At 69.7% G+C, this 24,951-nt stretch carries 33 protein-coding genes; 17 read left to right on the top strand and 16 right to left on the bottom strand.

Annotated features, from left to right (window positions below; translation table 11 throughout):
* Nucleotides 1-580: 580 nt before the first annotated feature.
* The 3 genes from ABT324_RS28275 to ABT324_RS28265 all read right to left on the bottom strand — a co-directional run bounded on the left by ABT324_RS28275 (nucleotide 581) and on the right by ABT324_RS28265 (nucleotide 2,425).
* Nucleotides 581-991, bottom strand: coding sequence for a hypothetical protein (locus tag ABT324_RS28275; protein WP_351183627.1), 411 nt, complete (start codon nucleotides 989-991; stop codon nucleotides 581-583).
* Nucleotides 988-1,836, bottom strand: a complete 849-nt coding sequence (locus ABT324_RS28270) for a ParA family protein (protein WP_351183625.1) — start codon at nucleotides 1,834-1,836, stop codon at nucleotides 988-990. The genes ABT324_RS28275 and ABT324_RS28270 overlap by 4 nt, the downstream gene beginning before the upstream one ends.
* A 124-nt stretch (nucleotides 1,837-1,960) precedes the next feature.
* Nucleotides 1,961-2,425 (bottom strand): hypothetical protein, encoded by a 465-nt coding sequence (locus ABT324_RS28265; RefSeq protein ID WP_351183623.1) that lies wholly within the window; start codon nucleotides 2,423-2,425, stop codon nucleotides 1,961-1,963.
* A gap of 181 nt (nucleotides 2,426-2,606) precedes the next feature.
* Between ABT324_RS28265 and ABT324_RS28260 the strand changes: the two genes are divergently transcribed.
* Nucleotides 2,607-3,428 (top strand): hypothetical protein, encoded by an 822-nt coding sequence (locus ABT324_RS28260; protein ID WP_351183621.1) that lies wholly within the window; start codon nucleotides 2,607-2,609, stop codon nucleotides 3,426-3,428.
* 2 nt (nucleotides 3,429-3,430) lie between these two features.
* Here the strand turns inward: ABT324_RS28260 and ABT324_RS28255 are convergent, their stop codons facing one another.
* Both ABT324_RS28255 and ABT324_RS28250 read right to left on the bottom strand, forming a co-directional pair.
* A complete protein-coding gene (locus ABT324_RS28255; RefSeq protein WP_351183619.1) occupies nucleotides 3,431-3,622 on the bottom strand; it encodes a hypothetical protein in 192 nt (63 codons plus the stop codon).
* 115 nt (nucleotides 3,623-3,737) lie between these two features.
* Nucleotides 3,738-3,917: a hypothetical protein gene (locus ABT324_RS28250; protein WP_351183617.1), complete on the bottom strand. Its 180-nt coding sequence runs from the start codon at nucleotides 3,915-3,917 to the stop codon at nucleotides 3,738-3,740.
* Nucleotides 3,918-4,203: 286 nt separating this feature from the next.
* Here ABT324_RS28250 and ABT324_RS28245 point away from each other — a divergent pair, with 286 nt between their 5' ends.
* The 3 genes from ABT324_RS28245 to ABT324_RS28235 are packed head-to-tail and all read left to right on the top strand — an operon-like array spanning nucleotide 4,204 to nucleotide 8,200.
* Nucleotides 4,204-5,409 (top strand): AAA family ATPase, encoded by a 1,206-nt coding sequence (locus ABT324_RS28245; RefSeq protein ID WP_351183615.1) that lies wholly within the window; start codon nucleotides 4,204-4,206, stop codon nucleotides 5,407-5,409.
* Entirely contained in the window at nucleotides 5,406-7,175 is a 1,770-nt protein-coding gene (locus ABT324_RS28240) for a vWA domain-containing protein (RefSeq protein ID WP_351183613.1), read from the top strand. The genes ABT324_RS28245 and ABT324_RS28240 overlap by 4 nt, the downstream gene beginning before the upstream one ends.
* Before the next feature lie 14 nt (nucleotides 7,176-7,189).
* Nucleotides 7,190-8,200 carry a DUF6744 family protein gene (locus tag ABT324_RS28235; protein WP_351183611.1) on the top strand — a complete coding sequence of 337 codons (1,011 nt, stop codon included), beginning with the start codon at nucleotides 7,190-7,192 and terminating at the stop codon, nucleotides 8,198-8,200.
* 150 nt (nucleotides 8,201-8,350) lie between these two features.
* Here the strand turns inward: ABT324_RS28235 and ABT324_RS28230 are convergent, their stop codons facing one another.
* Nucleotides 8,351-8,674, bottom strand: coding sequence for a hypothetical protein (locus ABT324_RS28230; protein WP_351183609.1), 324 nt, complete (start codon nucleotides 8,672-8,674; stop codon nucleotides 8,351-8,353).
* A gap of 161 nt (nucleotides 8,675-8,835) precedes the next feature.
* On the opposite strand from ABT324_RS28230, the gene ABT324_RS28225 reads away from it, so the two are divergent.
* Nucleotides 8,836-9,117 carry a hypothetical protein gene (locus tag ABT324_RS28225; protein WP_351183607.1) on the top strand — a complete coding sequence of 94 codons (282 nt, stop codon included), beginning with the start codon at nucleotides 8,836-8,838 and terminating at the stop codon, nucleotides 9,115-9,117.
* 15 nt (nucleotides 9,118-9,132) lie between these two features.
* Here the strand turns inward: ABT324_RS28225 and ABT324_RS28220 are convergent, their stop codons facing one another.
* Complete coding sequence (locus tag ABT324_RS28220; RefSeq protein WP_351183605.1) at nucleotides 9,133-9,282, bottom strand: hypothetical protein; 150 nt, start codon at nucleotides 9,280-9,282, stop codon at nucleotides 9,133-9,135.
* Between the two features lie 301 nt (nucleotides 9,283-9,583).
* Between ABT324_RS28220 and ABT324_RS28215 the strand changes: the two genes are divergently transcribed.
* From ABT324_RS28215 to ABT324_RS28175, 9 genes are all read left to right on the top strand, one after another.
* On the top strand, nucleotides 9,584-9,979 hold the full coding sequence (locus ABT324_RS28215) for a hypothetical protein (protein ID WP_351183603.1): 396 nt from the start codon (nucleotides 9,584-9,586) through the stop codon (nucleotides 9,977-9,979).
* Between the two features lie 78 nt (nucleotides 9,980-10,057).
* Nucleotides 10,058-10,639, top strand: a complete 582-nt coding sequence (locus tag ABT324_RS28210) for a hypothetical protein (RefSeq protein WP_351183601.1) — start codon at nucleotides 10,058-10,060, stop codon at nucleotides 10,637-10,639.
* Between the two features lie 95 nt (nucleotides 10,640-10,734).
* Nucleotides 10,735-11,190: a hypothetical protein gene (locus ABT324_RS28205; RefSeq protein WP_351183599.1), complete on the top strand. Its 456-nt coding sequence runs from the start codon at nucleotides 10,735-10,737 to the stop codon at nucleotides 11,188-11,190.
* 80 nt (nucleotides 11,191-11,270) lie between these two features.
* Nucleotides 11,271-11,657, top strand: coding sequence for a hypothetical protein (locus tag ABT324_RS28200; RefSeq protein ID WP_351183597.1), 387 nt, complete (start codon nucleotides 11,271-11,273; stop codon nucleotides 11,655-11,657).
* 349 nt (nucleotides 11,658-12,006) lie between these two features.
* A complete protein-coding gene (locus ABT324_RS28195; RefSeq protein ID WP_351183595.1) occupies nucleotides 12,007-12,765 on the top strand; it encodes a hypothetical protein in 759 nt (252 codons plus the stop codon).
* A 277-nt stretch (nucleotides 12,766-13,042) separates the two neighbouring features.
* A complete protein-coding gene (locus ABT324_RS28190) occupies nucleotides 13,043-13,678 on the top strand; it encodes a 2'-5' RNA ligase family protein (protein WP_351183593.1) in 636 nt (211 codons plus the stop codon).
* 108 nt (nucleotides 13,679-13,786) lie between these two features.
* Nucleotides 13,787-14,878 (top strand): endonuclease/exonuclease/phosphatase family protein, encoded by a 1,092-nt coding sequence (locus ABT324_RS28185; protein ID WP_351183591.1) that lies wholly within the window; start codon nucleotides 13,787-13,789, stop codon nucleotides 14,876-14,878.
* Nucleotides 14,879-14,929: 51 nt separating this feature from the next.
* On the top strand, nucleotides 14,930-15,733 hold the full coding sequence (locus ABT324_RS28180; protein WP_351183589.1) for a 2'-5' RNA ligase family protein: 804 nt from the start codon (nucleotides 14,930-14,932) through the stop codon (nucleotides 15,731-15,733).
* Nucleotides 15,726-15,953, top strand: coding sequence for a hypothetical protein (locus ABT324_RS28175; RefSeq protein ID WP_351183587.1), 228 nt, complete (start codon nucleotides 15,726-15,728; stop codon nucleotides 15,951-15,953). The genes ABT324_RS28180 and ABT324_RS28175 overlap by 8 nt, the downstream gene beginning before the upstream one ends.
* Nucleotides 15,954-15,967: 14 nt before the next feature.
* On the opposite strand, the gene ABT324_RS28170 is transcribed toward ABT324_RS28175, so the two are convergent.
* Nucleotides 15,968-16,417 (bottom strand): hypothetical protein, encoded by a 450-nt coding sequence (locus ABT324_RS28170; protein WP_351183585.1) that lies wholly within the window; start codon nucleotides 16,415-16,417, stop codon nucleotides 15,968-15,970.
* A 98-nt stretch (nucleotides 16,418-16,515) separates the two neighbouring features.
* Here ABT324_RS28170 and ABT324_RS28165 point away from each other — a divergent pair, with 98 nt between their 5' ends.
* The gene (locus ABT324_RS28165) at nucleotides 16,516-17,322 is read left to right on the top strand and encodes a hypothetical protein (protein WP_351183583.1); all 807 of its coding nucleotides are present in this window, start codon (nucleotides 16,516-16,518) and stop codon (nucleotides 17,320-17,322) included.
* Here the strand turns inward: ABT324_RS28165 and ABT324_RS28160 are convergent.
* The 5 genes from ABT324_RS28160 to ABT324_RS28140 all read right to left on the bottom strand — a co-directional run bounded on the left by ABT324_RS28160 (nucleotide 17,319) and on the right by ABT324_RS28140 (nucleotide 21,115).
* Entirely contained in the window at nucleotides 17,319-17,741 is a 423-nt protein-coding gene (locus ABT324_RS28160) for a hypothetical protein (RefSeq protein ID WP_351183581.1), read from the bottom strand. The two genes, ABT324_RS28165 and ABT324_RS28160, sit on opposite strands and share 4 nt — an antisense overlap.
* Nucleotides 17,742-18,159: 418 nt before the next feature.
* A complete protein-coding gene (locus ABT324_RS28155; protein WP_351183579.1) occupies nucleotides 18,160-18,399 on the bottom strand; it encodes a hypothetical protein in 240 nt (79 codons plus the stop codon).
* Nucleotides 18,400-18,494: 95 nt separating this feature from the next.
* On the bottom strand, nucleotides 18,495-18,965 hold the full coding sequence (locus ABT324_RS28150; protein ID WP_351183577.1) for a hypothetical protein: 471 nt from the start codon (nucleotides 18,963-18,965) through the stop codon (nucleotides 18,495-18,497).
* A 105-nt stretch (nucleotides 18,966-19,070) separates the two neighbouring features.
* Nucleotides 19,071-19,253, bottom strand: a complete 183-nt coding sequence (locus ABT324_RS28145; protein WP_351183575.1) for a hypothetical protein — start codon at nucleotides 19,251-19,253, stop codon at nucleotides 19,071-19,073.
* Nucleotides 19,254-19,255: 2 nt separating this feature from the next.
* Nucleotides 19,256-21,115: a hypothetical protein gene (locus ABT324_RS28140; protein ID WP_351183573.1), complete on the bottom strand. Its 1,860-nt coding sequence runs from the start codon at nucleotides 21,113-21,115 to the stop codon at nucleotides 19,256-19,258.
* A gap of 139 nt (nucleotides 21,116-21,254) precedes the next feature.
* Between ABT324_RS28140 and ABT324_RS28135 the strand changes: the two genes are divergently transcribed.
* Nucleotides 21,255-21,593, top strand: coding sequence for a hypothetical protein (locus ABT324_RS28135; protein WP_351183571.1), 339 nt, complete (start codon nucleotides 21,255-21,257; stop codon nucleotides 21,591-21,593).
* Nucleotides 21,594-21,831: 238 nt separating this feature from the next.
* Nucleotides 21,832-22,740, top strand: coding sequence for a recombinase family protein (locus ABT324_RS28130; RefSeq protein WP_351183569.1), 909 nt, complete (start codon nucleotides 21,832-21,834; stop codon nucleotides 22,738-22,740).
* A gap of 639 nt (nucleotides 22,741-23,379) precedes the next feature.
* On the opposite strand, the gene ABT324_RS28125 is transcribed toward ABT324_RS28130, so the two are convergent.
* The 3 genes from ABT324_RS28125 to ABT324_RS28115 form a co-directional block, all read right to left on the bottom strand.
* Entirely contained in the window at nucleotides 23,380-24,144 is a 765-nt protein-coding gene (locus ABT324_RS28125) for a DUF8842 C-terminal domain-containing protein (RefSeq protein WP_351183567.1), read from the bottom strand.
* A gap of 97 nt (nucleotides 24,145-24,241) precedes the next feature.
* Nucleotides 24,242-24,430 carry a hypothetical protein gene (locus ABT324_RS28120; RefSeq protein WP_351183565.1) on the bottom strand — a complete coding sequence of 63 codons (189 nt, stop codon included), beginning with the start codon at nucleotides 24,428-24,430 and terminating at the stop codon, nucleotides 24,242-24,244.
* Nucleotides 24,431-24,449: 19 nt separating this feature from the next.
* Nucleotides 24,450-24,614: a hypothetical protein gene (locus tag ABT324_RS28115; RefSeq protein WP_351183563.1), complete on the bottom strand. Its 165-nt coding sequence runs from the start codon at nucleotides 24,612-24,614 to the stop codon at nucleotides 24,450-24,452.
* Between the last annotated feature and the right edge of the window lie 337 nt (nucleotides 24,615-24,951).

Raw genomic sequence — 24,951 nt, 5'->3', positions numbered from 1 at the left:
CCGACGGCGCCTCTTCCTCAACAACAAGTGCGGGCACGCACGGTTCAGCGCCCGCGCAGGCCGGGCCGCGGGTGTGCCCGGGCTGCCGGGATGCCATCGATGGTGAGCACCAGAACGGTTGGCACCCGGACTGCTGGCAGGAACGCGAAGCGCTCGACCTCCCCGAGTAGCCGCCCCAAGAGGAGGCCTCCGAGGATCACCATCGGTCCTCGGAGGCCTCCTTCACGTCTGGGGCACAACCGATCGGAAGGGTGCGCCGGGGTGCCGAAAACGTGCGTTTCATGTCATACGGCGAAGTGCTGATCCGCTCGTGTACGGGGCGTTCCTACTGCAGTGCGATACGTGTATGGGCAGGTATGGGCGACGCGCATCTGCCCATACACGTGGAGGGGCTGGAACACATCGAGGTATTCCGGGTCAGCGGGCTATCGAACTGCGGGGTCAGGTGTCGTTCGGCGCGAGGTGCGGCGAGTTCACCGGTGTGCCGGCGGCGGGGTGGTCGGTCGGGTCATCGGCCGTCGGATCTGTCCTTACCTGCCCATACTCGAGGTGCGGGCAGGTAAGGACAGGGTGTGGGCCGTCAGCTGTGGTGGTGCTGGAGGGCGTTGAGGCGGGCGGCCAGTTCTTCGGTGCGCTGGCGCACCAGCTCCTGGGCGACGGCGGGGGCCTGGCGGGCGCCGGCTTCGAGCAGTGCGCTGAGGGCGACGTGGCGGGGCACGTCGCCGCCGAGCGCGTCGAGCACGGTGTCGGCGGCGGCCTCCAGAGCGGCGGCGGCGTCGCGGGTGATGTAGAGGCTGGTGCGCTTCATGCCGTCCGGGTCCGGCCGCGTTGCGCCCTTACCCGCCCGTACCTGAGGTGTGGGCGGTGTATGAGCAGGTTTGGGCGTGGTGGGGGTGTGTCCGACCTGGGTGTCCTGGAACCGCCGGAGCAGCACCTCGTTGGGGTCGGTTCCTCCCATGTCGGGTGCGGGGACGTCGGTGCGGCGGGTCATGCGGGGTGCTCCTGCAATTCGGGAAGGCGTGGATCGATGGCGCGGGCCAGCCCGCGGAACTGCTGGGCGCTCTCGGAGTCCGGCGCGTAGACGAGGACGGTCTGCTTGGCACGCCACGCCTCGGTGATCGCGGCGCGCTGGTTGATCACGGCGAGCACGCCGAGCGGGTGGGCTTTGAACGCGTTGAGGGTGGAGGTGGCGATGCGGCCGCGGCGGCTGTCGTACATGTTGACCACCAGGCCGGCCACGGCCAGCAGCACGCCGGGCAGCGCCTGCTCCAGGCTGGAGATCTGGCGCAGGATCAGCCGCAGGGCGCCGATGCTGGAGTCCTCGGACTCGACCGGGATGATGATCCGGCCTGTGATCTGGTCGTCCTCCTCGGCGGCGCCGCTGTTCTCGGCGTCACGGTCGCGGGCGGCGACCAGGGCGGCGTCGTTGAGCGGGCCGAGCGAGGGCGGGCAGTCGATGCACACGTCGTCGATGAGGCCGAGCAGCTGGTCGAGGAACCGGCTCAGCAGGTATTCCCGTCCGCTGCGGCCGTACATCTCGGCTTCGAGGAGGAACATCTCGTCGCAGGTCGGGATCACGAAGAGGCCGGGGCTGATCTCGTGGATCAGCTCGCCCAGCGACCCGGACCACTTGCCGAGCAGTGCCTTGGGCAGGTTGGCGTCGCCGGGCCCGGATCCGGCCGGGGCGACGTTGAGGCAGGTGGTCAGGTGGCCCTGCGGATCGAAGTCGATCAGCAGCACGCGGCGGCCGGCCTCGGCCAGCGCGGCGCCGAACTCCTTGGCCGTGACCGTCTTGCCGACCCCGCCCTTCTGGTTGGAGATCGCGTAGATGCGCATGGTGCGGACACTAGCGTCCGTACCCGTATCGACACGCTGCTCACGCACGTACTACTCGCGTATTTCGTGCCCATACCTGTGTATGGGCACGAAATACGCCAGGGTCGGGTCGTCGGTGTTGCGTTCAAGCAGGGCTGTCGGTTTTGGCCCGGTGGAATTCGCGGTGGCTGTAGGCCGCTTCGTGCGCGCCCCACAGTGCCACGGCGATCCAGGCCAGCGGGGAGAGCGCGGAGCTGGGAAACAGCGGCCCGCCGGCCAGCAGCGCTCCGCCGCCGAGCACGCCGATGGCGGTGATGAAGACGGTGGCGATGATCGGCCACTCGACGTCGCCGTCAGCGTGCGCGGCCTGGCGCCAGACGCGCAGCAACAGGACGCGGGCGAAGGCCAGCAGCGCGAGACCCAGCGCGCTGCTGACGGTCGCTCCCGCGATGCTGGCCAGCGGCCAGTCGGTGATCGCCGCCGGCGCCCAGACCGTGATGACGGCCGCGGCGGCGACCACCGTCGCGATGATGCGCCCGGCTCGGTGCGGAATGGCGGGGAAAAGGAGGTCCGGCGCGGCACCCACCGCGCTCAGGGAGATCATCGGCACGGGCGAAGTCTCCCGCAGTGATCACGTGGCAGGCGGGTGAATTTGGGCCGGTCGGCCGGTTCGGAACACCTCGGGTGCACACGCGTAACCCGTGTGTATGGGCGTCCCGTACTTGTGGATGGGCGGGTATGGCGGGAGTCAATGACCAGCGGTCCCGGTGCGTGCTGCTTACGCTGGCCCGGTGATCGACCAGCGCGCTCGTAGTGATCCGGATCCGCCGGTGCCGCCATGCTCGGAGCGTCTCGTCCGGGTGCTGGGCCTCGCGGTGCTCGCGCTGTGGTTGTTCTCCGGACTGGTGTGGTGGGTGCCGGTGATCGCCGTGGTCCTGGCCCTGCTCGTCCGCGCGTTGCGGGTCTTGCTCCCGAGCTCGCTGCGGCGCTGGATGCCGTCGGTCGTGCTCGCCCTGGTGCTGCTCGTCGAGCTGGCCGCCACCACCGTCTGGCAGTGGCTGGTGGTGGCCGGCGCCGTCGCGTTGGTGCCGGGCCTGCGGCGTTGGCGCGTATCCCGCTGGCCCGCGATCATCGCTGTGGTCGTGATGCTGGTCGGGGCGAGCGGGTGGGGATGGACCTGGTGGGCCGAGCGGCAGCGCCAGGCCGCGGCCGCGGCCGCCGATCACGAGTTCGCGAAGGCGCGGATGCTGCCCGATTCGCCGAACGGCGTGGTGTTCACCTTGCTGACGCTGATCGCGCGCGAGGACCGGCAGACCTGCAGCCTGTTCTCCGAAGCCGGCGCCCAGCAGTTCGCGACTGCGCACGGCGCGCCGGACTGCACCGGCGCGGTGCGGCGGCTGCGCGAGCAGGTGCGTGATCCCGCGCGTTACCCCAACCCGACCCCCGCCACGATCGAATCCACCACCTCGGCCCGCAGCTTGATCAGCACGTGCTCGATGAGCTGGTCCACGTTCGTGCGCGAGATCCCCGACCCCGGGCCTCGCCTCGCCGTGCTGCTCGCCGAACGGCAGCACGGGCTCGGCTACCTCATCGTCGGCTACCGGCCCTGCTGACGCTACCGGCCCTGCTGACGCGGATTCCGGCTCCGCAGGACAACCTCCCCCTCGGCGGCGGTGGGGTCGATGACCATGCCGCGGGCCCGGCCCGGCCGGGTCCGCGGCGCGGCCTTGGCGGGTCGTCCGGCGAGTGCGCGCCGGAGGTCGGCTAACGCGGCGTGGAGCGCTTCGGGCTGCTCGTTGTTGATCACCAGCCGATTGTCCCGTGCCCGGTTTCCCAAGGACGGGACTTCCGCTTACCGGCCATCCCACCTGGTCCATACACGGTGATGAGATGCCCATACTCGGGTGTGGGCACCTCACACGTCAGCTCATGCCTGGCCAGGCACCGCTGATCACGGTCAGGAGCGCGGGCCCACCCAGCAGCGCGATGGTGATCAGGGCGCATCCGAAGCCCCCGCCACCCTCATCGCCGCCATCGTCGTCCTCCCATTCCTCCCAGTACTCCTCGTACTCCCACTCCTCTTCCCAGTACTCCTCGGCCATGGGATGTGATCCTTTCGCTCGCTGCTCGGGTGGGGTTCAGGGATTCGCCGGTCTCTACTCAACCCGCGCCGCGTGCCGGGGCGCCGCCGGCGTGCGCCGGACGGCAGGAAGGCAACGCCGAATGCGCGTTCGAATTTCAGTGGGGCCGAAGCCGGTGGTGCCGGTCGCCCCGATCGTCCACCAGTTGTATGAAACGTGCGTTTTTGACATCGCGGCGCATGGTGGCTACGCTCGATTCCTGCCCGACCACGGTGCGTGGTCGGGCAGGGACCCTTGGGAGAAGATGATGTCGCTGCAGTCTGATCTGAATGCGGTGATCGGCGAGGTCGGTGCGCTTTACCACGAGCGCGCGGAGGAGACCCGGATGATCACCTTGGGGATGCTGGCGGGCCAGCACACGTTGATGTTGGGCCCGCCCGGGACGGCGAAGTCGGCGCTGGTGCGGGAGCTGACCTCCCGGATCTCCTCGGCCGAGTACTGGGAGATCCTGTTGAACAAGTTCAGCGCGCCCTCGCAGATCTTCGGGCCGATCGACGTCGGGGCTCTGGCGCAGGGGCAGTATCGGCAGATCCTGGATGGTCACGCCACGACCTGCGAGATCGCGTTCGTGGACGAGATCTTCAAGTGCTCCAGCGCGGCCCTCAACAGCATGCTGGCGTTCCTCAATGAGCGGGTGTACCACCCGGAGAGCGGCGGAGCCCCGGTGGCCTGCCCACTGATCAGCGCGGTGTGCGCCTCCAACGAATTGGCCGAGGACGACACCGTCGACGCCCTCTACGACCGGCTGCTGATCCGCATGGAGGTCGACTACCTGGCCCGCCCGGAGTCGTTTGAGGCGCTGCTGCTCTCGGCGATCGACGACGGCCAGCAGCAGGCCGCCCAGACGACCACGGTGGAGCTGGCCGCGCTGCAGCAGGCGGTGCGCGGCGAGGTGCCGGCGATCGCGCTGGGCGCCGCGGTGCGCTCGGCCCTGGTCGACCTGCGCGCCGACCTGCGGCACCGCGAGATCGTCAGCTCGGACCGGCGCTGGAAGCAGGCCGTGCGGTTGCTGCAGGCCAGCGCCTGGCTGGCCGGGCGCGAGCAGGTGAGCCTTGACGATCTGGCGGTGCTCACGCACGTGCTGTGGGACGTGCCCTCCAACCGCGGCACGGTCGACCGCCTGGTGCGTGGGTACCTCGCCCCGGATGACCGGGAGATGGCCGACGTCGCCGACCAGATCGCCCAGCTGGGCCGGGAGCTGGACCGCCGCCTGGACGCCCAGGACGTCGATGGCCTCTACGACTGGGCGTTCGACCGGCACACGCTGCTGCGCACCGCGCACCGCTCGTTGAGCACCCTGCGGGCGACCGCGGTGGAGGAGGGCCGGGCCACGAGCTGGCATGACGCCCAGCTGGAGGCCGCCGAGCGGATCTACCGGCGGATCCTCACCGAGGGGCTGGGTATGGACGAGGGCGCGGTGAACGCCCAGCTCGCCTCTGGTGGTGCGCGATGAGCCGGGATGTCCGCAGCGCCGCCGCGGTCTACACCCGTGATCACGTCGACGAGGTCGTGCTGGACGGGCTGCTGGCCGAGTGCACCGCCCTGCGCCGCCTCGATGCGTCGCTGGCCGAGCGCTTCAACGCCACGAACTTGGTGGCCGATCTGTGGCGCGCGGCCTACTGCCGCGCGCCGGAGCTGCTGGAGCCGGGCGAGGTCCGCCCGGCCGCGCAGATCAACCGCGCGATCGTCGCCGCGCAGCTCGGTTCACCGGAGCACACCGAGCTGCGCCGTACCACCGAGGGCGATGGGTTCATGGCGGCCCTGTCCGTGGTGCGGCAGGGCACCGCGATCCGGCAGATCCTGGAGCAGCTCACCGCCGAGCGCGAGCAGGCCGCCCAGGCCCAGGCCGCCGCCGACATCGCGGGGGCGCCGATGCCCGGCGGCGGGGGCACCAGCGATTCCGACGACGCCGGTCTGGACGAGGACGCCAAGGGCGGGGAATCCACCACACCCGGCGAGTCCGGCGAGTCCGGCGAGCTTGGCGAAGGCGGTGAGTCCGGAGCCGGCGAGGAACCGGGCGGCGACGATGGTGAACAGGATGGTCAGGACGGCGCCGATGCGGAGGTGACCGAAGGCGGCGGCACTTCTGAGGAGACTGGCCTTCCCGAGGAGACCGAAGGAACCGGTGGCGACCAGGGCGCTGGCACCGAGGACGGGCAGCAGGATCAGGCGGCTGCCGCAGCGTGGTCGGTGGAGCAGGAGCTGGCGCAGGCGTTGGCGGTCGCGCCGATTCGCCCGGCGGCGCGCCAAGCGGCGCAGGACGCCCAGGAGGCCTTGGCTACCGAGCAGAGCCGCGGGCTGGCGTGGGGGCTCGGTGAGGGCGACCTGCAGCGGATGTCGGCTGACGAGCGGATGCAGCTGGGGCAGCGCCTGGCCTCGGAGAAACTCAAGGAGTTCAGCGAGCTCATCGGCCGGTTCCGGCAGCTGGCCCGGGCGCAACGGGCCCGCCGCGTCGAGCACGCCCGCGGCGAGTACGTCGGCGTCACCCTGGGCGATGACCTGGCCGCGCTGATCCCCTCCGAGCTGGCCAACCTCGCGGTCCCGGCGCTGCGCGCGGAATTCGCCGCCCGCTACGCCGAGCGGCGGCTGATGGTCTTCCAGCAGCGCGGCGAGGAGCACGAGGCGCAAGGCGCGGTCATCGCGCTCATCGACTGCTCGTGGTCGATGAGCGACCGCTTCGCCATGATCCGCGCCCAGGGCGGCACCCCGTGGTACGGGATGGACCTCAGCGGGGTGACCACCGCCGAGGCCTACGCCAAGGCGCTGGCGCTGGCGCTGCTGGAACAGGCCCGCGCAGCCACCCCCACCCGGGAGTTCGCGGCGATCCTGTTCGACGAGACCGTGGACAAGATCTTCCGGTTCCCCGCGAACCAGCCGGTCAGCCAGTCCGACCGCATCGAACTCGCCGAGCGGTTCCCTGGCGGCGGCACCGACTTCGAGCGGCCCCTGCAGGAGGCCGCCGCGCTGCTGGAGGCCGAGTACAACACCACCGGCCGGCAGAAGGCCGACCTGGTGCTGATCACCGACGGGGACGCGCCGGTGAGCTGGGAGTGGCAGCGGGACTTCAAGAAGCTGCAGCACCGCTTGGACTTCCGGGTCTTCGGCATCGAGATCGGCCGCGGCGGCTCGACAGCGATGCAGAGCATCTGCGACGACCTGCGCACGATCACCGACCTCACCGACCCCCACGCCACCGCGGAGCTGTTCCGCTCCATCTGACCTTGGGAGGCATCGTGTCCGCCCCGGACATCACGACCAACAACGCCACCTTCGACGGCTACCTGAGCCAGCTCGCCGACGACGACGTGGCGCTGCTGGGTGCCCTGGTGATCTACAACGTCGTCGACGTCGACGACGTCACCGTTGAGGACCTGCGCGGCGACATGGACGAGCTGGAACTCGACCCCGGTTACCTGCCGGAGCCGCCTCGGCCGATCGAGGCCTTCGAGAAGGCCACCAGCGCGGCCAAGACCAGCTACCCGCTCGGCGGCCACCGGCGCCGCAACCACACCCAGACCGGGCAGACCGTGACGCTGATGATGCGCCCGGTCGTGCGCGACGAGACCCGCATCGTGCGCCACCTGGTGCGCGAGCTGGTCGACCACGGCAACGAGGAACTGTCCTACGAGGTCGAGATCGCCCGCTGCGAGTTCACCCGCGCCACCGGGCACGGCACCGACCCCGGCGACGGCGAGATGACCATCGAGCAGGTCAACACCGACTGCCTGACCCCCGCCGAACACCAGGTGCTCAACGAGATCGTGCAGCAGATCACCAACGAGTTCGAATCCCGCCGCCGCTACGTCAGCGCCGACCGGATCCGCAAGCTGCTGCGCGACTACATCGAACGCGAACTCGCCGCAGTGCGCATCCACAACGGGGTCTACTTCGTGCACCACCAGCACCTGGGCGTGCTGGCGGGATTGCGGGAGCTGACGCAGCGCTGCGGCGCGGAGCTGACCCGCGTGCCCCTGCCCGACACCTCCGAGTCCCGGGAGATGGTCGAAGGCGCCTTCGACGCCAAGATCGCCACCGACCTGAAGTCGCTGTCCCGCGACCTCGCCCGGGAGCAGGCCGACCCCAAGAACTACCGAGTCCGCGCGCTGCACAAGCGGTTCGCCACGATCAAAACCTCCCTGGCCCAGCACCAGCAGCAGATGGACACCCAGCGCACCGAGCTGGCCGACCACCTGGCGCTGCTCGAGCAGCAGATGACCAGCCTGCTGATGTCGCCTGAGGCTTGAGCTGGAGCGGGAACGGAATGAGGCCCTCTTGCCGACCGAAGTCGGCAAGAGGGCCTCGGAAACCCTTGGGAGGTTTCCCGCCCAGCCTACCGCCCGGTCATCCACCTGCGGCCGGGTTGACGCGCACTGTCTGTTCAGTGTTGATTGAAATCAATCCTGGGCCTGGGCGTCCGTAGCGGGGCGGAGGGCGGCTTCGGGTACGAGCTGTCCGGTCAGGTGCAGCGCGGCGCCGGTGCCGTTGGTGATGGTCAGCTCGCACAGGCCCCACCACTCGCCGGTGCAGGTCTGGTGCCAGGCGCGCAGAACGCCAGGGACGGTGGCGGCGATGTCCAGCCCGGCCGCGCGCACCCGCAAGGGGACGCGGGGGCGCGGAAGCGGCCGCGGCGGGAGGGCATAGGCGAGCTTGATCCAGACCTCGCAGGGCGGTTCAAGGTCGCGGCGGGTACCCCGCCACGGATCATCGGTACCGCTCACACCACGCCTGCTCCAGGTCGAAAAGGAAATGGCGGGCCGCGCCGGGTGCGGTGGCCGGCCCGCGTGGCCAGGGGGCACCTTCCCCATGCCCACCAGCTCGGATAGGTTAGAACGTCAGTTCGGTGATCGCCAGTTGGCTGGGTGGCGGAGAGGAGGAAGACGTGGTCTCCAGCGAGGGCCAGGCGCCGCTGCTCGACGCCGAGGTGCGCCACGCCCTGCGCGGTATCCGGCCGACCACGTACCGGATCGAGCAGCATGAAGCGGGGCTGGCCTTGAGCCTGACCGTGCCAGCCACCCTCAGCCTGGGCGGCCGCCGCAACGTCGCCACCCGCATCGTGTCCCACCTGCAGAAGGCCGGGATCGGCTTCGCCACCGACGACCCGGTGCAGGACCTGATCACCCTCGCGGCGTGCCCGCTGCTGCGCGCAACGCAGCCCGGCTGATCTCATCGGCCATGCTCACCGCGGCTTGAACCGCGGCTGGAACGGCCGTGGCGGTCGATCCCGTTCCTGCTCGGTGCGGCGGCGGCCGTGCCAGGCCAGCAGATCGGCCAGCCACCGCGTCGCCTCCGCCAGCGCCGATACGATCGACGGTCGCCGCGCACTCACGCAGCACCTGGCGCGGCACCAATGGGTCCGACCAGTACTCGTGCTGTCGGTACCCCTCCAGAAGCCCCCCAGCGTGCGCGGTCAACGACCCCGCCACGAAAACCGGATCGGCGGTGTCAGGCAGTTCCGGCTCCTCCACACCCATGACCACGAGCGTGCGCACCACCGCCCAGCGCCGCCACGCCGGAGCCCGCAACAGCCCGCAGCTTCCGCAGCATCAGCGGCCCGCAGCACCTCTTGCACCACGATGCCCGCAGGTTTCGTTCTGACGAAACAACCGTGCGCGAGCTAGCGTCACGTCGTGACCGACAACGACGAACACGAGCCGGACAACGAGCGTGCGCGCGAGCACCTGGTCAGCACGCAATGCCGCGCGTGTGGCACGTCGATCGACTACGCGGGGACCGGCCGACGGCCGCAGTTCTGTTCACCGGCATGCCGACAGCGTGCCTGGGCGCTGCGGCGCGTGGCCGCCCAGCTCGGCCGCCCCGACCCGATGCCGACCGTGGTCCGTGACGTCGTCGAGCGCGTCATCGAAGTCGAACGCACCGTCCCGGTGCCCGCGCACACGCCACGCCTGGCCGCCGACTGGGTGCCCCTGCTGGAACAACTCGACCGTCAGATGCGCGACAACCCGCTCGCGCTGTTCCGCAGCCGCTGGAACATCCTGTTCCAGGATCACCCGTTTAGCTGCTAGTGGAACGAAGTGTTCCAAGGCAAAGTGGTCTACGTCCGGAACAAAACGTTCCAAGTGAGACCGGGAGGTTGATTGATCATGAACCAGCAGCACTGGAGCAACTACCTCGTCGCCGCGTTCGCCCCGACCGCCCCGACGCAGGTCACGATCACCGTGGATGCCAGCAACGATCACGTCGGAATGGTCTTGTTGGCCAGCAGGATCCGTGGTCTCTACGACGCGCTCAAGAACTCTCCGGAGTCGCTGGAGAACGAAAGCGATGCGGACCTGCTGCACTTGGCCAACCACCTCAACCGGGTCAAGGGCGTCCTGACCGCCAGCGAGGATGACGTGCTGGCCGAGCTGCACAACCGCGGCATCTCCTCCCGCCGCGTCGCGAACATGTTGGACACCAACCACATGTACATCCAGCGCCGCTGGTCGAAGATCGCCGAAGCACACGCCCAGGGACTCAACACCCAGGGCTACGAGCAGCAGCAGGCCGAGGCCATGCGTTTCGAGATCTCCCACCGCACCGACGACGACCGGACCGTGTCCGTCCCGGCCAACACCAAGACCGCCGCTCACCGCGAGGCCAAGACCCTGCAAGAGCAGGGCATCGAGGCCACCGTCCGCGACATCGAGACCGGCGAGACCGAGGTCTACAGCCCCGAGCAGTAGACCGCTGAACGTTGCAAAGCCTGCGCGGGGCGGGCGCCGTCCAAAGCCTCCCGCCCCGCTCTCCCGCCCGCGTACACGAACTGGAGATGTTCATCATGACCGATCACCGCACCGCGACCGCAACCCTGACCGGCATTGGTTCGCTGACCGGCCACCACGGTGGCGACTACCTGATCCAGATGGACTGCGATGCGCAGCGCAAGCAGCAGCGGACCTGGAAGGGCCGCCTGAGCCTGGCCCGCCACGCCGCCACCTACGCGCTGACCCAGGCCGTCACCAAGGCCGCGCTGTACCGGGTTGCCGGCCACCGTGTGCACCCCGCCGCCCAGCTCGCCGGGGCCGTCGCCGAGGGCGTGCTGCACGCGGTGATCGACGACGGTCGCCTGCTCCAGCGTTTCGCCACGGTCACCGGCAAGGGTCGCTTCCACGACTTGGCCGACTTCGGTGTGAACGGCAGGATGCTGCTCGATCAGGCCAGCCACCAGCAGCTGCAGATCCCGGCCGGGATCGCGGTCACCACGCTGGTCGACGCCTGGCTTCGGCGCCGCTGACGCGCTCCGGCCGCCGTGCCCGTCGCCCACCACGACGAGGGTGGGCGTGCGGGGACCGACCGGACATCAAGGAGACGACCATGACGAACCCGAACCTGGCGGCGCTGATCCCCATGTTCGACGGCTACGAGCGCTGCGCGCAGCACCGGCCCGCCGATTACGACGAGCAGTTCGGCACGCCGACGGAGGTCCTCCAGCGGGTTCTGCCATTGCTGCACGAGCCGCACCGCCACATCAACGCTCCCGGCCTGGCTGAGGTGGGGCGAATGCTGATCAACCTGGAGAACCTCTTTCCCACCGAAGCCCGAGAGGCGTCGCGGACGATGCAGGATGTTCGCGCTGTGGTCGCCCGCCAGAAGGGCAGCTACTGGCCTGCGCTCCGGTCGTTTCACTCCTACGCGCTGCAGCTGGTGATTCTGGTGGCATGGACGGTGTGCCCAGACGTCGGTTACAGGGCATTCGCCTGATGGTCAGTCGGCCGAGGACGATCCAATCTGGAAGGACCTGGAAGGACAAGGAGGAAAAGGGATGTCGCACACCGAGCGTCCCGCTCAACCAGGCGAGCTGTGCACCTGCGGTCGGCAGGCGGTGATCGTCTACGGCTTTGACGATGGCCGCGAAATTGGGCACTGCGGGTTGGCTGATGGTGGTGAGCAATCCGGGCCCTGTCCGTTCTGCCACGGTGAGCGGCATCGCAAGCCCTGGGGTGATCCGGCGCCGTGCCCGCAGTACCGGCTCCGACCGAAGGAAGCGTCGTAGTGGTGTCAGCGCAGCTGGCACAAGGCAACGAAACTGGCCAGGAAGGCTGATGAGCGCATGACCACTGCCCAGGAAACCGAGTTTCCGTACCGAATCGCCGACCGGCTCAACCAGGGCTGGCTGACGCGCGGTGACGGCCGCTACGAGGGATTCGACCCCAGTAAGCGCCCTGGTTCTGCCCGCCTGGAGGAGCGCCCGCTGGCCGAGATCGAGGCAGAGTTCGGCCCGTGGCGGCCGGTGCTGCCACTGCTGGGCACCGACCACACCGAGCTGGTCGCCGCGTTCGACCTCGCGGGCCGCAAGACGATCGGAAGCGTCGCCTCGGCCCTGGAGACGGTGTTCCACGAGGCCCGTGGCCGCTTTGAGTCCGATCCAGCGCTGAAGACGTCAAGCGACTACGGCTACGCCGTGCGCACCCTGACCGCCGGCCGCCCCGGCTCCTGGGAAGCCTCCTCGATCATCCACGTGGTGCACTTCGGTAACGACCTCAACCTGCACCCGTACAAGTCGAGCCTGCCGGTAGAGACGATGCGGGCGACCGGGCCGAATCCCAAGCGCGTGCACCTTGAGGCACGCGACCGCATCGCCGCGGTGCTACGACGCTGGACGAACTCGCCGGACCGCTACACCGAAGTCCCTGAGACGCTGGCCGGGGTGATCTCGGTGTACGCCGACGAACACCACGGCCAGGACGGCTGGAAGCGCATCGCCGACCAGTGGCTGCAGCCCGCCGGCTTGGCCAAGCAGACCTTCACCGACTGCTATCACCTGCTCTACAACCAGTCCACGCACTTCAATCCCGACCTGCTCGGCTGAGAACCCAGCATGAACCCAGCAACCCCGCGGCCCGGCGGTCCTTCGCGACCGTCGGACCGCGGCGTGCCGTGAAGTGAGTTTCACGGGTTCGGTGAATGTACGTTCACCGAACGGAGTTCCGTGAAACAGGTCGGCAGGCCAAGCGGCACTCCTTGTGTCGTGTCCGTGGAGGCCAATGCCTGAAGGATGCGCCTTGGCTGCCGGGCGTTCGGCCGTTGCGTGGATGTCCTCACCGATCGTCCCGCGTCTTGATCATCAAGGGGTTATCGTGCGCGGCATGCGTGACTTCTTCGCGTCTCCGGAAGTGCAGTGGCCCCGGCAGCAGCGGCTGCACGTCTACGCGGTCGGTACTCCGGAGCTGGCCGAGCTGTTCGAGGCCTACCACCGGGAGCTGGTCACCAGCGGTGTGGCCGCCGAGCACGGTCTGGGGCTGCAGGGGCCGGAGTGGGCGCACTTCACGGTGCAGATGTTGCTGCGGGCCTGCGACGAGCTGCGGCCCGGTCAGCGGGAGGCGCTGGAGGCAGAGCTGTCCCGGGCGGTGGCGTCGCTGCCGGAGCTGACGCTGCGGGTCGGGGCGGCGCGCGGCGCCTCGCAGCGCGCGGTCGAGCTCGCGGTGGAACCGGGTGTGGATGCGGAGTGGATGGTCATGGTGACCGCGGTGCGGCGGGCGGTGGCCGGGGTGTTGGGGGAGGACGCGTTGCCCGAGCTGGGCAGCAATGCCTCGCCGCACACCAGCATCGGCTACGGCACCGGCGACGGCGACAGCGGTGCGATCACTTCGGTGCTCAACAAAGTCCGCCGTCCGGTGGTCGAGGTGCCGGTGACCGCGGTGCACCTCGTGGCGGTTACCCAGCATCCTGAGCGGGGGTGTTTTACCTGGGAACACCTCGCCGAGCTGCCCCTTCGCCACTGACGCAGGCCCGCGACCGTGCGCGGCGGCCTGGCCGGTGGCAGAGGGTGGGTCATTGACCGGATCCCTGAGCGGCTGAGCGGGCGGGCCCGGGTGTGGTTGGGTGCGTTCGTGCTATCCGATGACGAGCTCGACGACCTGCAGGCCCGGTTCGACACGGAGCTGCGGCTCTGGCAGACGATCTGCAACGACCTGGGGGATCTGGGGGACCAGCAGCACCGCGGCATGGTGCGGGAGCGGGTCGAGGAGTGGGGCCGGATCCTCGCGGCCGCCGGGCGGATCCCGCCCGGCGGCTCGTGGTGGGTGCAGCCGCGGATCGGCACCTACAACCTGCACGACTACACCGCCGCCGAGGCCCGCTCGGATCGGCGGGCAGAGCAGCGCGCGCTGATGCGTGACCAGAACGTCGACATCTGGTGTCTGCAGGAGATCCTGCACCCGACCCGTGACCTCGACGATCCCGAGCTGGCCGAGTTGTTCGCCGAGCTGTGCGATGAGCTGGGGATGGAGGGCCGGCTGGCCTGGGCTCGGAGCGGGTGCCACACCGCGGTGCTGTGGAAGCCCAGCTACCGGCTGACCCGCTGGCGCGATTTCAGCCACTGGCCGTGGCATCACACCGCGGGCTGCGCCACGCTCGACATCGGCGGCCGCCAGGACCTGCACGTGGTGAGCGCGCACTTCAGCCCGTTCAGCGCCGACCAGCGAGCTCACGAGGCGCAGCTGCTCGGCGCGATCGTCCCCAGCCCGACGGAGTGGATGATCGCGGGCTGCGACCTCAACAGCCCGAGCGTGAACGCACCGGAGCCCTACGCAGATCAGACTGCGCGGCACGGGCATGAGGTGCGGCACCAGCTGCACCAGCGCGTCCATTCCGAGATGTGGCCGGCCACGAGCGAGGAAGCCCCGGTGGACCGCCGCGCCGCCCAGATCCTCGACCGCCACGGCCTGCTCGACCCCATCGACACCTTCGTCGACCACCCGCACCCGGTGACCAGCGGACATCACCCAGCCGATCCGCACGGACCCCGGCGGCCCGATTGCCTGCGCGTCACCCACACCCTGCTGCCTGGCGGTGGACGAGACGTCGTCGACCACCCGCACGCCGAATGGTTCGACCACCTGCCGCTGCTGGGCTCGATCGTGGTGCCGTGGCGCCCACCGGCCCCACGCTCGCGCGCGACCGAGGTCACCAGCGAGCAGTAGCCGGTAGCCCAAATCGGTCCACCGTGCGCTGCGGTTGGTTAGGGTCGGCGGATGCGCGACTTCTTCACCAGGCATGCGACCGCGGACTGGAGCGCGCGTTCGCGGCTGCACCTCTACGCGCTGCCCTCCGACGAACTGCGCGAGGCAGTCGGCCGGTACCACCAGGTGCTCGGCGCCACCGCGGCCGAGCAGGGCCTGGGCCTGCAGCCCCCGGAATTCCTGCACTTCACGGTGCAGATGCTGCACCCCAGCCGCGACGACATTGCACCCGAGCAGCTGGCCGCGCTGACCGAGGCGCTGACAGCCGCGCTGGCCGAGGTGCCGCCGCTCGAGCTGCAGATCGGCCCGCCCGTGCCCTCGATGCACGCCGTCGAGCTCTGGACCCACCCCGTGCCCGGCATCGACGCGGCCTGGGGCCACCTGGTCGACGCCGTCCGCAGCGCGATCACCAGCGTGCTCGGCGCCGACGTGCTGCCCGAGCGGGGCACCAACGCGGTGCCGCACACCTCGATCGGCTACGGCATCGCCGAGGGGGACAGCGGCCGCCTGGCCAGCACCCTGAAGAAGGTGCGGATCCCGCTGATCACCGTGCCGATCACCGAGGTCCACCTGCTCGATGTCGAGCAGCACCCAGGCCAGGGACGGTTCACCTGGGCGGCCCCGGTGGTGACCATCCCGCTCGGCGACCTGGAGACGATCGAGCCGTTGGACGCCAGCGACGAGGAGTGGCTGCGGTCTCCCGGCAGCGGCATCTACCTGAACGGGTCGCTCGGCCCGCGTTCTCATGTTCGTCTTCCCAGCGGGCGCCTGGTCAACGGCCGTGCGCTGCAGAAGTGGTGGCGCAGCCATGCCTGAGACGATCAGCGGTGAGCACTACGAGCGCAGTGCGGTGAAGTCGATCGAGCATGTGCTGCGGGGCGAGGTGCACGCGCTGGTGGAGAAGCCGTCCTGGTTTCGCCGGGCGACGAAGGACAGCGCTGAGCGCCTCGCGCGGGTGCAGGACGCACAAGAAGCAGTTGTGGCGCACCGCCCGCGCTTTTCGGCGACACGTCCTCGACCGGCCTCGCAGTTCTGAACCGGGGCGCGGGTTTAGCGCGGTGGGTCTTCCCGGAGCGGCTTCATGAACGACTGCACGCCGCGCATTCCCGACTCCTTGTACAGCTTGCGCATCCGCTTGATCGCATCAGCCCGCAGTTCCCGGGCATCAGAGCGGGACAGCGGCCGGCCTGGCCCGCTGGTGGCCAGCTCCATGGCCTCATCGGCCAGCGCGTCGAAGTCCACCTCGGCGCGCTCGTACACCGCCCGCTCGGCACTGAGCCACACATCGCCCTCGAGCTCGAGGGTGGTGCGCATCTCCCGCTCGGTGGGTTCACCGGTCCACCGCACCAGCAGCGAGTAGTTGTCGTAGCCGGGGTTCTGCACCCTCACGGTGATCCACGGGTTGGTCATCCACGAGCGGATCAGCAGCGTCTCCAGATACCGCGCCGCCGTCCGCCGGTTGTCCATGAGCTGCTGGATGTCCACCTCGCCGCTGTTCATGCCGCGCAGTGTAGCGATCAGACCACCCGCCCGGTCCGGCCTTGGCGACACCATCATCATGGGTCCGGACGTGGACAAACAGCAGTACCGTGATCGGCATGACCGACTTCGTCGAGTCCTCTGAGGACGAGGAATACGATCCGGCCCTGGACTGGTGGCATGAGGCCGCCAACGAGAACGGGGCGCCCGCGCTGACCGCGGCTGCCGACGTCGCGCTGGCCCTCGCGATCGACGGTGAGGCACGCGCCGCGGCGCTGGCGTTCCAGGCGGCCGGCGCCGAGCCGATGCGGCACGAGAACTACTGGTCGCTGTGGCCGGTGCCCAACATGATGGTGATGCTGATCGCGCTGGCCCTGCTGGACACGATCAAGACCCTGACCCCGGTCGATGACGACCAGGACTGGGCATCGCAGCAACTCGACCGGATCCTCGACGTCACCGAGGGCATCAAGGAAGAACGCCTGGCCATCAGCGGGGCCTCCTACCGCCGTGACGAACTCCTCCAGTTCGTCAACGCCGCCCCGCACTACCGGCTCGTCCGCGACCTCCTCGCCGACGACGCCGCCGCGCGCAGGGCGGCAGCGCTGCGCCCGCCCTGCCTGGAACGGACCTTCCACTCCACCACCCACTCGAAACCGGCCACCAGGCCCGCCTCCGAGTGGGGAACCGTGCCGGCCAGCGTCGCTGAGGCCTTCGACCAGATGCTCGACGACGACCCCAGTGCCTGGACGCGGCTGCGCCACCGAGCGCACCTGGCGCTGACCGCGATCGTTGCCGACCCGTTCCTCCACACCGCCGGGCCGACCCGAAGCCTGCTGCGGCACCTGCAAATCCGGCGGTTCTGGCTGGACCAGCCCGATCGGTCCTCTCTGCTGGCTCCCGACGAGTCCACCAGGGGCTTCTAGCGGCCCACCGTGGCTTCCTCGACGGCGGCGAGGTACTCGGGCCATCGATCGGCCCGAACGCCGCGGACGAACCGTTCCCAGGGCTGGTAGTCGCGGACGCAGGATGCGTCGGTGCTGATGTCCACATCGAGGGTCCCCAGCCGATGCGGCCGCCACTGGATGCGCTGAAGCGCGTCGATGGCAGCGGCGTTGATGGCGGCCTGATCCTCGGCGTCGGCGGTGATCTCGCTCAACGCCGACACGACCTCGGGGTACACGAGCGGGTGCGACTGGCGGTGGCCGTGGGGGCACACCATCCAGGCCAGGCCTTCGTCGTTGACGCACCACAGGAAGATGCCGTCGACCACCCCGCAGTCCTCGCACGAGATCATGACGCCGCCGTACCAGCCCATCGGCCCTTTCACTCGCACCTGCTTCATGTCGATCAGTATGCGCTGCTGGCGCGGCCCGTAGGCGGCCGAATCCCAGGATCGATTCGACCTGTTCCGCTAAAACACGCGTTTTAGCGGAACAGGTCGAAGAGTGGGCTTGCTCCAGTTCGGGGTCGGCGAAGTGCCCGCGCCCGCCGAGGCCGGCGACCGCGGGGGCGGGAACGCCGCCGCGTACCGCTTCCTGACAAGATCATCTTATGGCCGACGCGCCCTGGCAGGCAGAGGGCCTGAACCGGCACCGCAGCAGCCGGTTGATCGATCACGCGGCGGCATGGTGATCGATCCGGCGGGCGAGGGTGTGCTCGAACACCTCGACCGCACGCTCGCTGATTCCTGCCTCCACCACGACGTACCGTTCGGTGGGGGTCCGGGCCGGTGACTGCGGCCCGGACCCCCACCATCGGATTCACCAGCTTCTCAGGCCCTCGTACTTGCGGCGGGCCGTGATGGCCTGCTTGATGATCCGTTCGGTGAGCTTCGGTTTGGTGAGCTTGTCTACGCGGGTCAGCCCCAGTTCCCCCGCCACGGCGAGCAGCCCGTCGTGATCACGGTCAAGGCCGATCGACCGCAGGTAGTCCTCTCCTTCCTCGGCCGTGTTGAGGGTGCGCAGGTGCGCGGCAACGGCTTCGGGATCGGTGTTGGCCATCTCGTTCGCTCCTTGTCGTTGGTGAGCCGGTCGGCTCCCTCGTCGTTCCGGGCCGATGCTGGTCCGGAACGACGGAGTGCGGACCGGTTCACTGGTCAGCGTTCGTCGAGCGGCGGGGCGAACCCAGAGGCGGGCGGTGGATACGCCGCTGCACCGGGGCCGATCAGGTGGGGCGGGTAGCGGTAGTCGGGGTCATCGCCCACGCGGCGGCTGATCTCCCACTTGCTCCGCAGTTCCTGGACCAGCACGTCGTCCGGGGTCTCGGCGGCGTGCTGCACGCGTGTTTCCCGCTGGTCGGCCAGCGGCCGCATGATCCGAGCCAGTTTCCGCATCCTCTGGGTGAAGGCGGGGTCCAAGGGACGCGTCGTCGGGTCGAGTGCGTCGATGCGGTCGGTCCAGGCCCGCACGGCCGTGGTGGTGGCCAGCTCGGCGTCGGTGGTCGCCGCGCGCCGCCGGACCCGTTCGGCTCGTGCCCAGGGGTGGTCCGACAACAGCCACTCGTAGGCGGCGGGGTCGCTCGTGTCGTAGCTGCTCAGGTCCGGTGGATCCTCGGGGTGGTGCGCCATGCCAAGCCACGTCCTCTCGAAGTTGATCAGGGCGTCTGCCTGTCGCCCGGCCGGTGCCGAACTGCTGGCACTGGCCGGAGCGCTGTGCGAACGGATTGCTGGTGGTCACCGGCGGATGACGGCGGTGGTGTGGAACGGCATGCTCAGGTTCATCGTGCCGGTGCTGGTGGCGACCGTGACGCGGACGATGGGGCCGTCGCGGTCGACGTCGGTGATCGGCCACGTGCCGGAGGGGTCGATGAGCAGGTCACCGGCGCGCAGCCGGGGCGCGAAGATCTTCTTCAGCATGGTCAGCTCTCCCGGTTCTGGAGGTGCTTTCGGTCGGCTCGGGCCCACAGCTGAAGCTGGGGCCAGGACAGGCGCAGCGGGCCCTTGGTGCCGGTGATCGCGGCCCAGAGCTGGCTGAGCGGGTTGCCGTCGTCATCGCGGGCGCGGATCAGGTCGGCGACGCGGGCGGGAGTGTGCCCGTCGCCGAGGGCGGTGCGCAGCAGCGCTTGGTAGGTGGTGCCGGGGGTGCCGCCGCCGTAGCCGTAGGCGAAGGCATCGCGGTCGCTGCGCGCGGGCAGCGGGACGGGGTCGACCTGCATCTGGCCGTCGTCGGTGGGGGTGAGGGCGAGCAGGGTCGTGGTGGTGCCGCCGTCGTGGTCGCCGGCGAGGACGGTCTTGTCGGTCCAGGTGCTGGTGACTTGCAGGGATGCGGGCCATTCCGCCAGGCCCCACTCCTCACCGCCCATGTTCGTGATCAGCACGTAGCGGCCGTGCGGGTCGCGGTAGGCCCGCTGGACGTGCTCGGGGGTGTAGTTCTCCAGGAGCCGGTGGATCCGGCGCAGCCGCAGGACGGCGTCGAGGTCGGCGACCGGGGTCAGGGTCTTGCTCCAGGCCTCGACCACAGGCCCGGCCCAGGGCGCGTGGTAGCGCAGGTGCCCGTCGTCGGCGACGGGCACGTAGTCGTGGCTGAGGTCGTCGATGGTGCCAGCCGCCTTGGCGGCGCGCCGCAGCTGCCATTCCAGCAGTCGGATCGCCTCGGCGTAGACCTCGCCGCGGGGATCGTCGATGTCGAGTTCGCCTTCGATGGCGCGCAGCTCGGTCAGCTCGGTGGCGACCAGGTCCAGGTCGGTGACGAGCCGGGCCGCGGTGATCTGCTGCTCCAGCTCGATCGGCGGGGCGGGGCGGGCGGGGCGGCACACCAGGTACCAGCCGGGCCCGGTGTCGGGGGTGTGCTCGTGAGCGGAGCGGATCGTAGCGAGGCCTTCGGCGGCTTCTACGGCCAGCGCGGCGAAGGCGCACGGGTAGTCGCCGGGCATGCCGATCTCGATCGCGCGGTCCAGCCGGGCCTGGGCGGCCGGCCACTCGGTGACGGTGTCGGTCGTGATGAAGGTGCGGTCGTAGGCCAGGGCCCGGCCGGCGTTGTCGGTGCTGGTGGTCTCGCCCAGCCATACCGGGATGGAGCGGCCCACCACCGGGGCGAGTTCGTCGAGGTCCATCGAGGTGGCCCACTGCGCGCGCGGGATGGCGGGGCCGGTCAGTTCGGGCGGCATGGTGCGGGCGAACCACCGGCGCACGCCGCCGAACACCCCGCTGTCCTCCGGTTCGCGGCTGATGTTCTCCGCGCGGGGTGTGAGCTGGTAGATCCAGGCCAGCGGCTTGTCGTCGTGGGCGGGGAAGAACCGCAGGTGCTCCTCGATCGGGATGATGACGACGGCATCGGCCCACCAGCGCGGCTCGATCAGCTCGGCGGCGTAGACGGCGAGCCCGTCCTTGTGCACCCCGCCAGCGCCTTCCAGCGGTTGCAGGTAGATGACGTGCCCGTGCTCGGTGTCCCACACGATCACGAAGAATGTCTGCGCTCGGCCGCGGCGGCCGAGCGTGACCACGCCGCGCTGCAGCTCCGGCACCGGTCCGCTCGCGGGCGGGGCTCGGAACAGCCACAGCGAATCCCCGCTGACCTCCCGGCCCGTGCGCGCGCACCAGGCGTCGATGGTCGAGGCCCACCACAACGGCCGGCCATCAGCGTCGGTGCGGTCCGGCCGCGGCAACCCCGACGGCGTCGTGCCGTAGAGCGCGCGGGCCCGCCCCTCCGAGATCCCGGCCCGGCGCGCGAACTGCGCCAGCGTGTGCGGCGACCGATCCCACGACTGCCCTTGAACCATGCGCATCTCCTTCACTAGGCGAGCGGTTTCGCTCGCTTCAAGGACACTAGCGCACTCCCGAGCGGTTCCGCTCGTATAGGATTCGTTATCGCTCGAATGGCGCAGCAGGGCTGGCTGAGCAGGCGGGCATGATCGGCTCATGGCGAACGACATCTGGATCAGGACCCAGCGCAACGCGTTGATCAACGCGGACCTCATCGTCAAAGCCTGGAGCGAGAACGGTCGGCTGAAGATCAACACCCAGACCGTATCCGGAAGCGGCAACAGCAACGATTGGGAGGTTTCTCCTGGCCAGTACGTGGTGTGTGCGCTCGAGGAGCTCGGTGGCCAACAGCCGGTGGATGCGCAGAACCTCAGCGCGCACCTGGTCACGCTGGTGGCGCAGGCCCGAGCTCAAGGCCGGGCCGGGATCATCGGAGCCCGCGACGGGCGGTTGCGCTTCGACGAGATCGACGTGACCGAAGAGGCGACCGGGTGAGCATCACGAGCCCTTTCGCGCGTCGCGTCAGCCCTGGGGACTTCAGGCGCCGACGCCATCCGTTGCTGTCGCCAAATGACCCTTTGACGACAGGGCTTCCGGACCACCTCTTGGCGATCCGGATCATGGGGAAACCGGTGCGCTGATCCAATGCGATCCATTCCGGATTGACGACAGGGTTTGACGACACATAGGATTGCCGAAGGCGGCGCCCGACCGCCGGGAAGGCGGCGCGATCATGGCGGAGCTGGTCTACACGCGGGTGTCCACCGACGAGCAGAGCACCCAGCGGCAGACCCACCTGCTCGCCGAGCACGGCCTGGTCGACGGCGCTGACGGGGTGCGGCTGTTCGCCGACCCGGCGACCAGCTCGAAGATCCCCGCGCTGGAGCGCGAGGGCTTCCAGGAACTCGCGAGCTACGCGCGGGCGGGCGATCGGCTGACGGTCTCGGAGCTGTACCGGTTGTGCCGGGACCTGGCCGACATCCTCGCGGTCCGGGAATGGTGCCGTGAGCGCGGCGTGAAGCTGCGGGTGCTCTCCGGCGCGCTGTCGGGCATCGTCGATCTGGCCGCCACCGACGCGACCACCACCATGCTGGTCAACGTGCTGGTCTCGGTCGGGCAGTTCCAACGCGACCTGCAAAACGAGCTCACCCGCGACGGCCTGGCTGCCGCCTGGGCCACCGGCGCCACCTCCGGGCGCCGGCCCCGCCTCGCCGAACTCGGCGTCGTGGACGAGGTCCGGCAGGCCTTCCGCGACGGCGCCAGCGTCGCCGCCCTGGCCCGCGAGCACAACGTCAGCCGGGTCGCCGTCCGCACCGCCGTAGCCGACCTGCTACCCGGCCGCCCCGCACCGCACGACGCCACCGACGGCGAACCGCAGCCCGTGCGCATCGAGATGCCCGGCAAGATCGCCCGTTACCTGGCCGACCACGAGGACCTGGGCGACGCCGAGCGGGACGCGCTGCTGACAGGGCGTGAGGTGCGGCGCGGCCAGGGCTACAGCCTGCACGTCACCGCGCTGCCCGACGTGCACCACGCGCTGCTCTCCGCCGCAGCCGAACTGGGCGCCGACAACGCGTCACCGGCGGAGCGCAAGGCCTACCGGATCCACGCAGAGCGGGTCGAGTTGTCGGCGCCCAGATGAGCGAAGCCACCTGCGTACGAGCTGAACACCCCGAAAGCCCGAAAAAACCGCAGGTCAGAGACCTAGAGGGGCTGAGATCGCCTGTGCGGCTCCCAAGTGCGGGGGGTAGCCGTGGTATGGGGCGTGCCGTGTTCGGCGCTCTGTGAGGCTCTTTCTCGAAGGTCAGCGCGGGAACTGCCCGATGAGGATGTCGGCGGCGGTGTTGGCCGCCGCGCGGCGCTGGGCCGGGGACATGTGGGCGCATTCGTCGAACATCGTGGTGTTGGCACCGTCAAGGCCCGCGCGGGCCAAGCGCCGGAATTCCGGTGCTGCCGGGCCAGGTGCGCGCTCGTCAATCAGCCCCGCGGGGAGCCCACCGAGCTGGTGCTGGGGCAGAAGATCGCGAAATATCCCCTGACCAGCGACGTCGGCCGAAGCGTGGGGAGCTCCCCACGTTTTCCCCACAACGCGCTGCCATCGTGACCTCCGCCGCACGAGAACCCGCACGGGGCGTGGATGCCGACGGTGCAGCTGGACCACAACGGTGTTCCGACGTTGATCCGACGTTCGTCCCGCGGCTCCTCTTCGTGCCTGGTCTGCCGATTGTCGGCTCGGGCTGCGGGGATCTGCTGGTTGGGCACCACCACCAGGTGATCGAGGTCAGGACAGCGTGCCCCGGATCGGCATCAGCGCCCCGACGACCCGTTCGTCGGCGGCGGCGGCCATGATCGCGGCCCGGAAGCCGGCCAAGTCGTCTTCGGGCAGGTCGGTCGCGGCCACGAGGAACAGCGCCTTGCGGGTGGCGTTGGCGGCCCGGCGCCAGTCGGCGTCCAGCGCCGGTCGCTTGTCGCTTTCCCACCAGGTTCCGCCGGGTTTGGTGATCCGTGCGAGGTGGCCCCGGTCGACCCGCACGGCCCAGCGGTCCAGCTCGACCGGCCACTGCTGCCCGGAGAGGTCTACGGGGCCGAGGCCCTGCTGGCGCAGCGACTCGATGGTGGTGTCGCGCAGGTGCGGGCCGCCGGGGATGACGATCCGGGTGCTCTCGCCGGGCACGACGACCACACCCGGGTAGATCTCGTCGCGCAGGAGGAACAGGGTGGTGAAGGTCGTGTCGGGTACTCCTGCGGTGCGCTTGCCGCCCTGGCGGGGCTTTTCCTGGTCTGCTCGGCCGTAGCGGGCTTCCAGCTCGCCCATGGGGTGCACGGTCGACTCGCCGCAGCGGGCGTGCACCCAGCACAGCAACTGGGCCTGCTCGTTGACGAACACCACTGCGCAGGACGGCTCGCGGCGCATGTCCCCGGGCTCGCGGCAGATCAGGCACTCGTACTCCGGGGCGGCGGCCTGGCCGGAGCGCACGAGCGCGGCCTGCTGGTGACCAAGTTCGTCCTCGACCGCGGGGGACAGTCGAATCAGGGGTGATGTCATGCCTCCTGCTTACCCGCCTTCGCTTCGCAGCAGCACGCGGGTTCAGGCGGCAACACCCGGCTGCGCGCGCCCGGGGGCGCGATTCCCGGGGTCCTGGTTAGCGGATGAGGAAGCGCAGGGTGCTGGGGTCGGCTCCGTCAGCGACCGCGCGTATAGCCTCCTCCAGCGCGGGTTGAGCGTTGCGCACCAGCGCGGCGACGTCGTCGGGGGTGAACCCTCGGGCCGCCATTGCGGCGCCGAAGCGGGCTGCCTGAACGTCGGGGGCCAGATCGTCGTAGTCGCTCATGGTTCCTCCAGGGTCGTCGCTACGCCGGGGTTACCGTGGTGGCCAGGACGTGCTCCATCGCCTCGGAGTGGGCGGTGGCGGCCTCGGCGACGGTACGCAGCCGGGCGATGATCAGCCGTTCGCCCGCGGTGTTGACCTCTGCGATGTCGACTCCGAGGCCACCGGTGCGGTAGGTGCCGGTCATCGGCGAGGTGGTGTTCCAGTTCGCCGATGAGCACCAGTTCCCGGAGGCGCGGGGCGCGGGCCATGAACTGCTGCACGGTCGGCGCGCCGGTGACGATGTCCCGCAGCTCGATGGCGAGTTTGCGATACAGCAGACCGACCAGGGCGGCGTGCAGCGGGGTCGATGTCGAGCGCACCGAGAGCGGCCAAGATCTGCTCGGTGGAGAAACCCATGCCGGGCAACGTAGCTGGTCATCCTGTCTTCCCCGAACGGGTGAACCTCAAAACGCATGTTTTCGACGACATCCGGGTGTGGACCTGGGGTCAGGTGCTCTTCACGACCCTTGGCCACCGCGCGA

It is taken from the genome of Saccharopolyspora sp. NPDC000359 (assembly GCF_040300525.1).
Classification (GTDB): domain Bacteria; phylum Actinomycetota; class Actinomycetes; order Mycobacteriales; family Pseudonocardiaceae; genus Saccharopolyspora.
This window is presented reverse-complemented; position numbering and strand designations above follow the sequence as displayed.

Bases quoted from the DNA above. Each gene is read 5' to 3' on its own strand.
- ABT324_RS28275 (WP_351183627.1), bottom strand. From the start codon at position 991: ATGACCCGCCGCACCGACGTCCCCGCACCCGACATGGGAGGAACCGAC.
- ABT324_RS28270 (WP_351183625.1), bottom strand. From the start codon at position 1,836: ATGCGCATCTACGCGATCTCCAACCAGAAGGGCGGGGTCGGCAAGACG.
- ABT324_RS28250 (WP_351183617.1), bottom strand. From the start codon at position 3,917: ATGGCCGAGGAGTACTGGGAAGAGGAGTGGGAGTACGAGGAGTACTGG.
- ABT324_RS28245 (WP_351183615.1), top strand. From the start codon at position 4,204: ATGTCGCTGCAGTCTGATCTGAATGCGGTGATCGGCGAGGTCGGTGCG.
- ABT324_RS28240 (WP_351183613.1), top strand. From the start codon at position 5,406: ATGAGCCGGGATGTCCGCAGCGCCGCCGCGGTCTACACCCGTGATCAC.
- ABT324_RS28210 (WP_351183601.1), top strand. From the start codon at position 10,058: ATGAACCAGCAGCACTGGAGCAACTACCTCGTCGCCGCGTTCGCCCCG.
- ABT324_RS28205 (WP_351183599.1), top strand. From the start codon at position 10,735: ATGACCGATCACCGCACCGCGACCGCAACCCTGACCGGCATTGGTTCG.
- ABT324_RS28200 (WP_351183597.1), top strand. From the start codon at position 11,271: ATGACGAACCCGAACCTGGCGGCGCTGATCCCCATGTTCGACGGCTAC.
- ABT324_RS28195 (WP_351183595.1), top strand. From the start codon at position 12,007: ATGACCACTGCCCAGGAAACCGAGTTTCCGTACCGAATCGCCGACCGG.
- ABT324_RS28190 (WP_351183593.1), top strand. From the start codon at position 13,043: ATGCGTGACTTCTTCGCGTCTCCGGAAGTGCAGTGGCCCCGGCAGCAG.
- ABT324_RS28180 (WP_351183589.1), top strand. From the start codon at position 14,930: ATGCGCGACTTCTTCACCAGGCATGCGACCGCGGACTGGAGCGCGCGT.
- ABT324_RS28175 (WP_351183587.1), top strand. From the start codon at position 15,726: ATGCCTGAGACGATCAGCGGTGAGCACTACGAGCGCAGTGCGGTGAAG.
- ABT324_RS28170 (WP_351183585.1), bottom strand. From the start codon at position 16,417: ATGAACAGCGGCGAGGTGGACATCCAGCAGCTCATGGACAACCGGCGG.
- ABT324_RS28165 (WP_351183583.1), top strand. From the start codon at position 16,516: ATGACCGACTTCGTCGAGTCCTCTGAGGACGAGGAATACGATCCGGCC.
- ABT324_RS28160 (WP_351183581.1), bottom strand. From the start codon at position 17,741: ATGAAGCAGGTGCGAGTGAAAGGGCCGATGGGCTGGTACGGCGGCGTC.
- ABT324_RS28155 (WP_351183579.1), bottom strand. From the start codon at position 18,399: ATGGCCAACACCGATCCCGAAGCCGTTGCCGCGCACCTGCGCACCCTC.
- ABT324_RS28150 (WP_351183577.1), bottom strand. From the start codon at position 18,965: ATGGCGCACCACCCCGAGGATCCACCGGACCTGAGCAGCTACGACACG.
- ABT324_RS28145 (WP_351183575.1), bottom strand. From the start codon at position 19,253: ATGCTGAAGAAGATCTTCGCGCCCCGGCTGCGCGCCGGTGACCTGCTC.
- ABT324_RS28140 (WP_351183573.1), bottom strand. From the start codon at position 21,115: ATGGTTCAAGGGCAGTCGTGGGATCGGTCGCCGCACACGCTGGCGCAG.
- ABT324_RS28135 (WP_351183571.1), top strand. From the start codon at position 21,255: ATGGCGAACGACATCTGGATCAGGACCCAGCGCAACGCGTTGATCAAC.
- ABT324_RS28130 (WP_351183569.1), top strand. From the start codon at position 21,832: ATGGCGGAGCTGGTCTACACGCGGGTGTCCACCGACGAGCAGAGCACC.
- ABT324_RS28125 (WP_351183567.1), bottom strand. From the start codon at position 24,144: ATGACATCACCCCTGATTCGACTGTCCCCCGCGGTCGAGGACGAACTT.
- ABT324_RS28120 (WP_351183565.1), bottom strand. From the start codon at position 24,430: ATGAGCGACTACGACGATCTGGCCCCCGACGTTCAGGCAGCCCGCTTC.
- ABT324_RS28115 (WP_351183563.1), bottom strand. From the start codon at position 24,614: ATGACCGGCACCTACCGCACCGGTGGCCTCGGAGTCGACATCGCAGAG.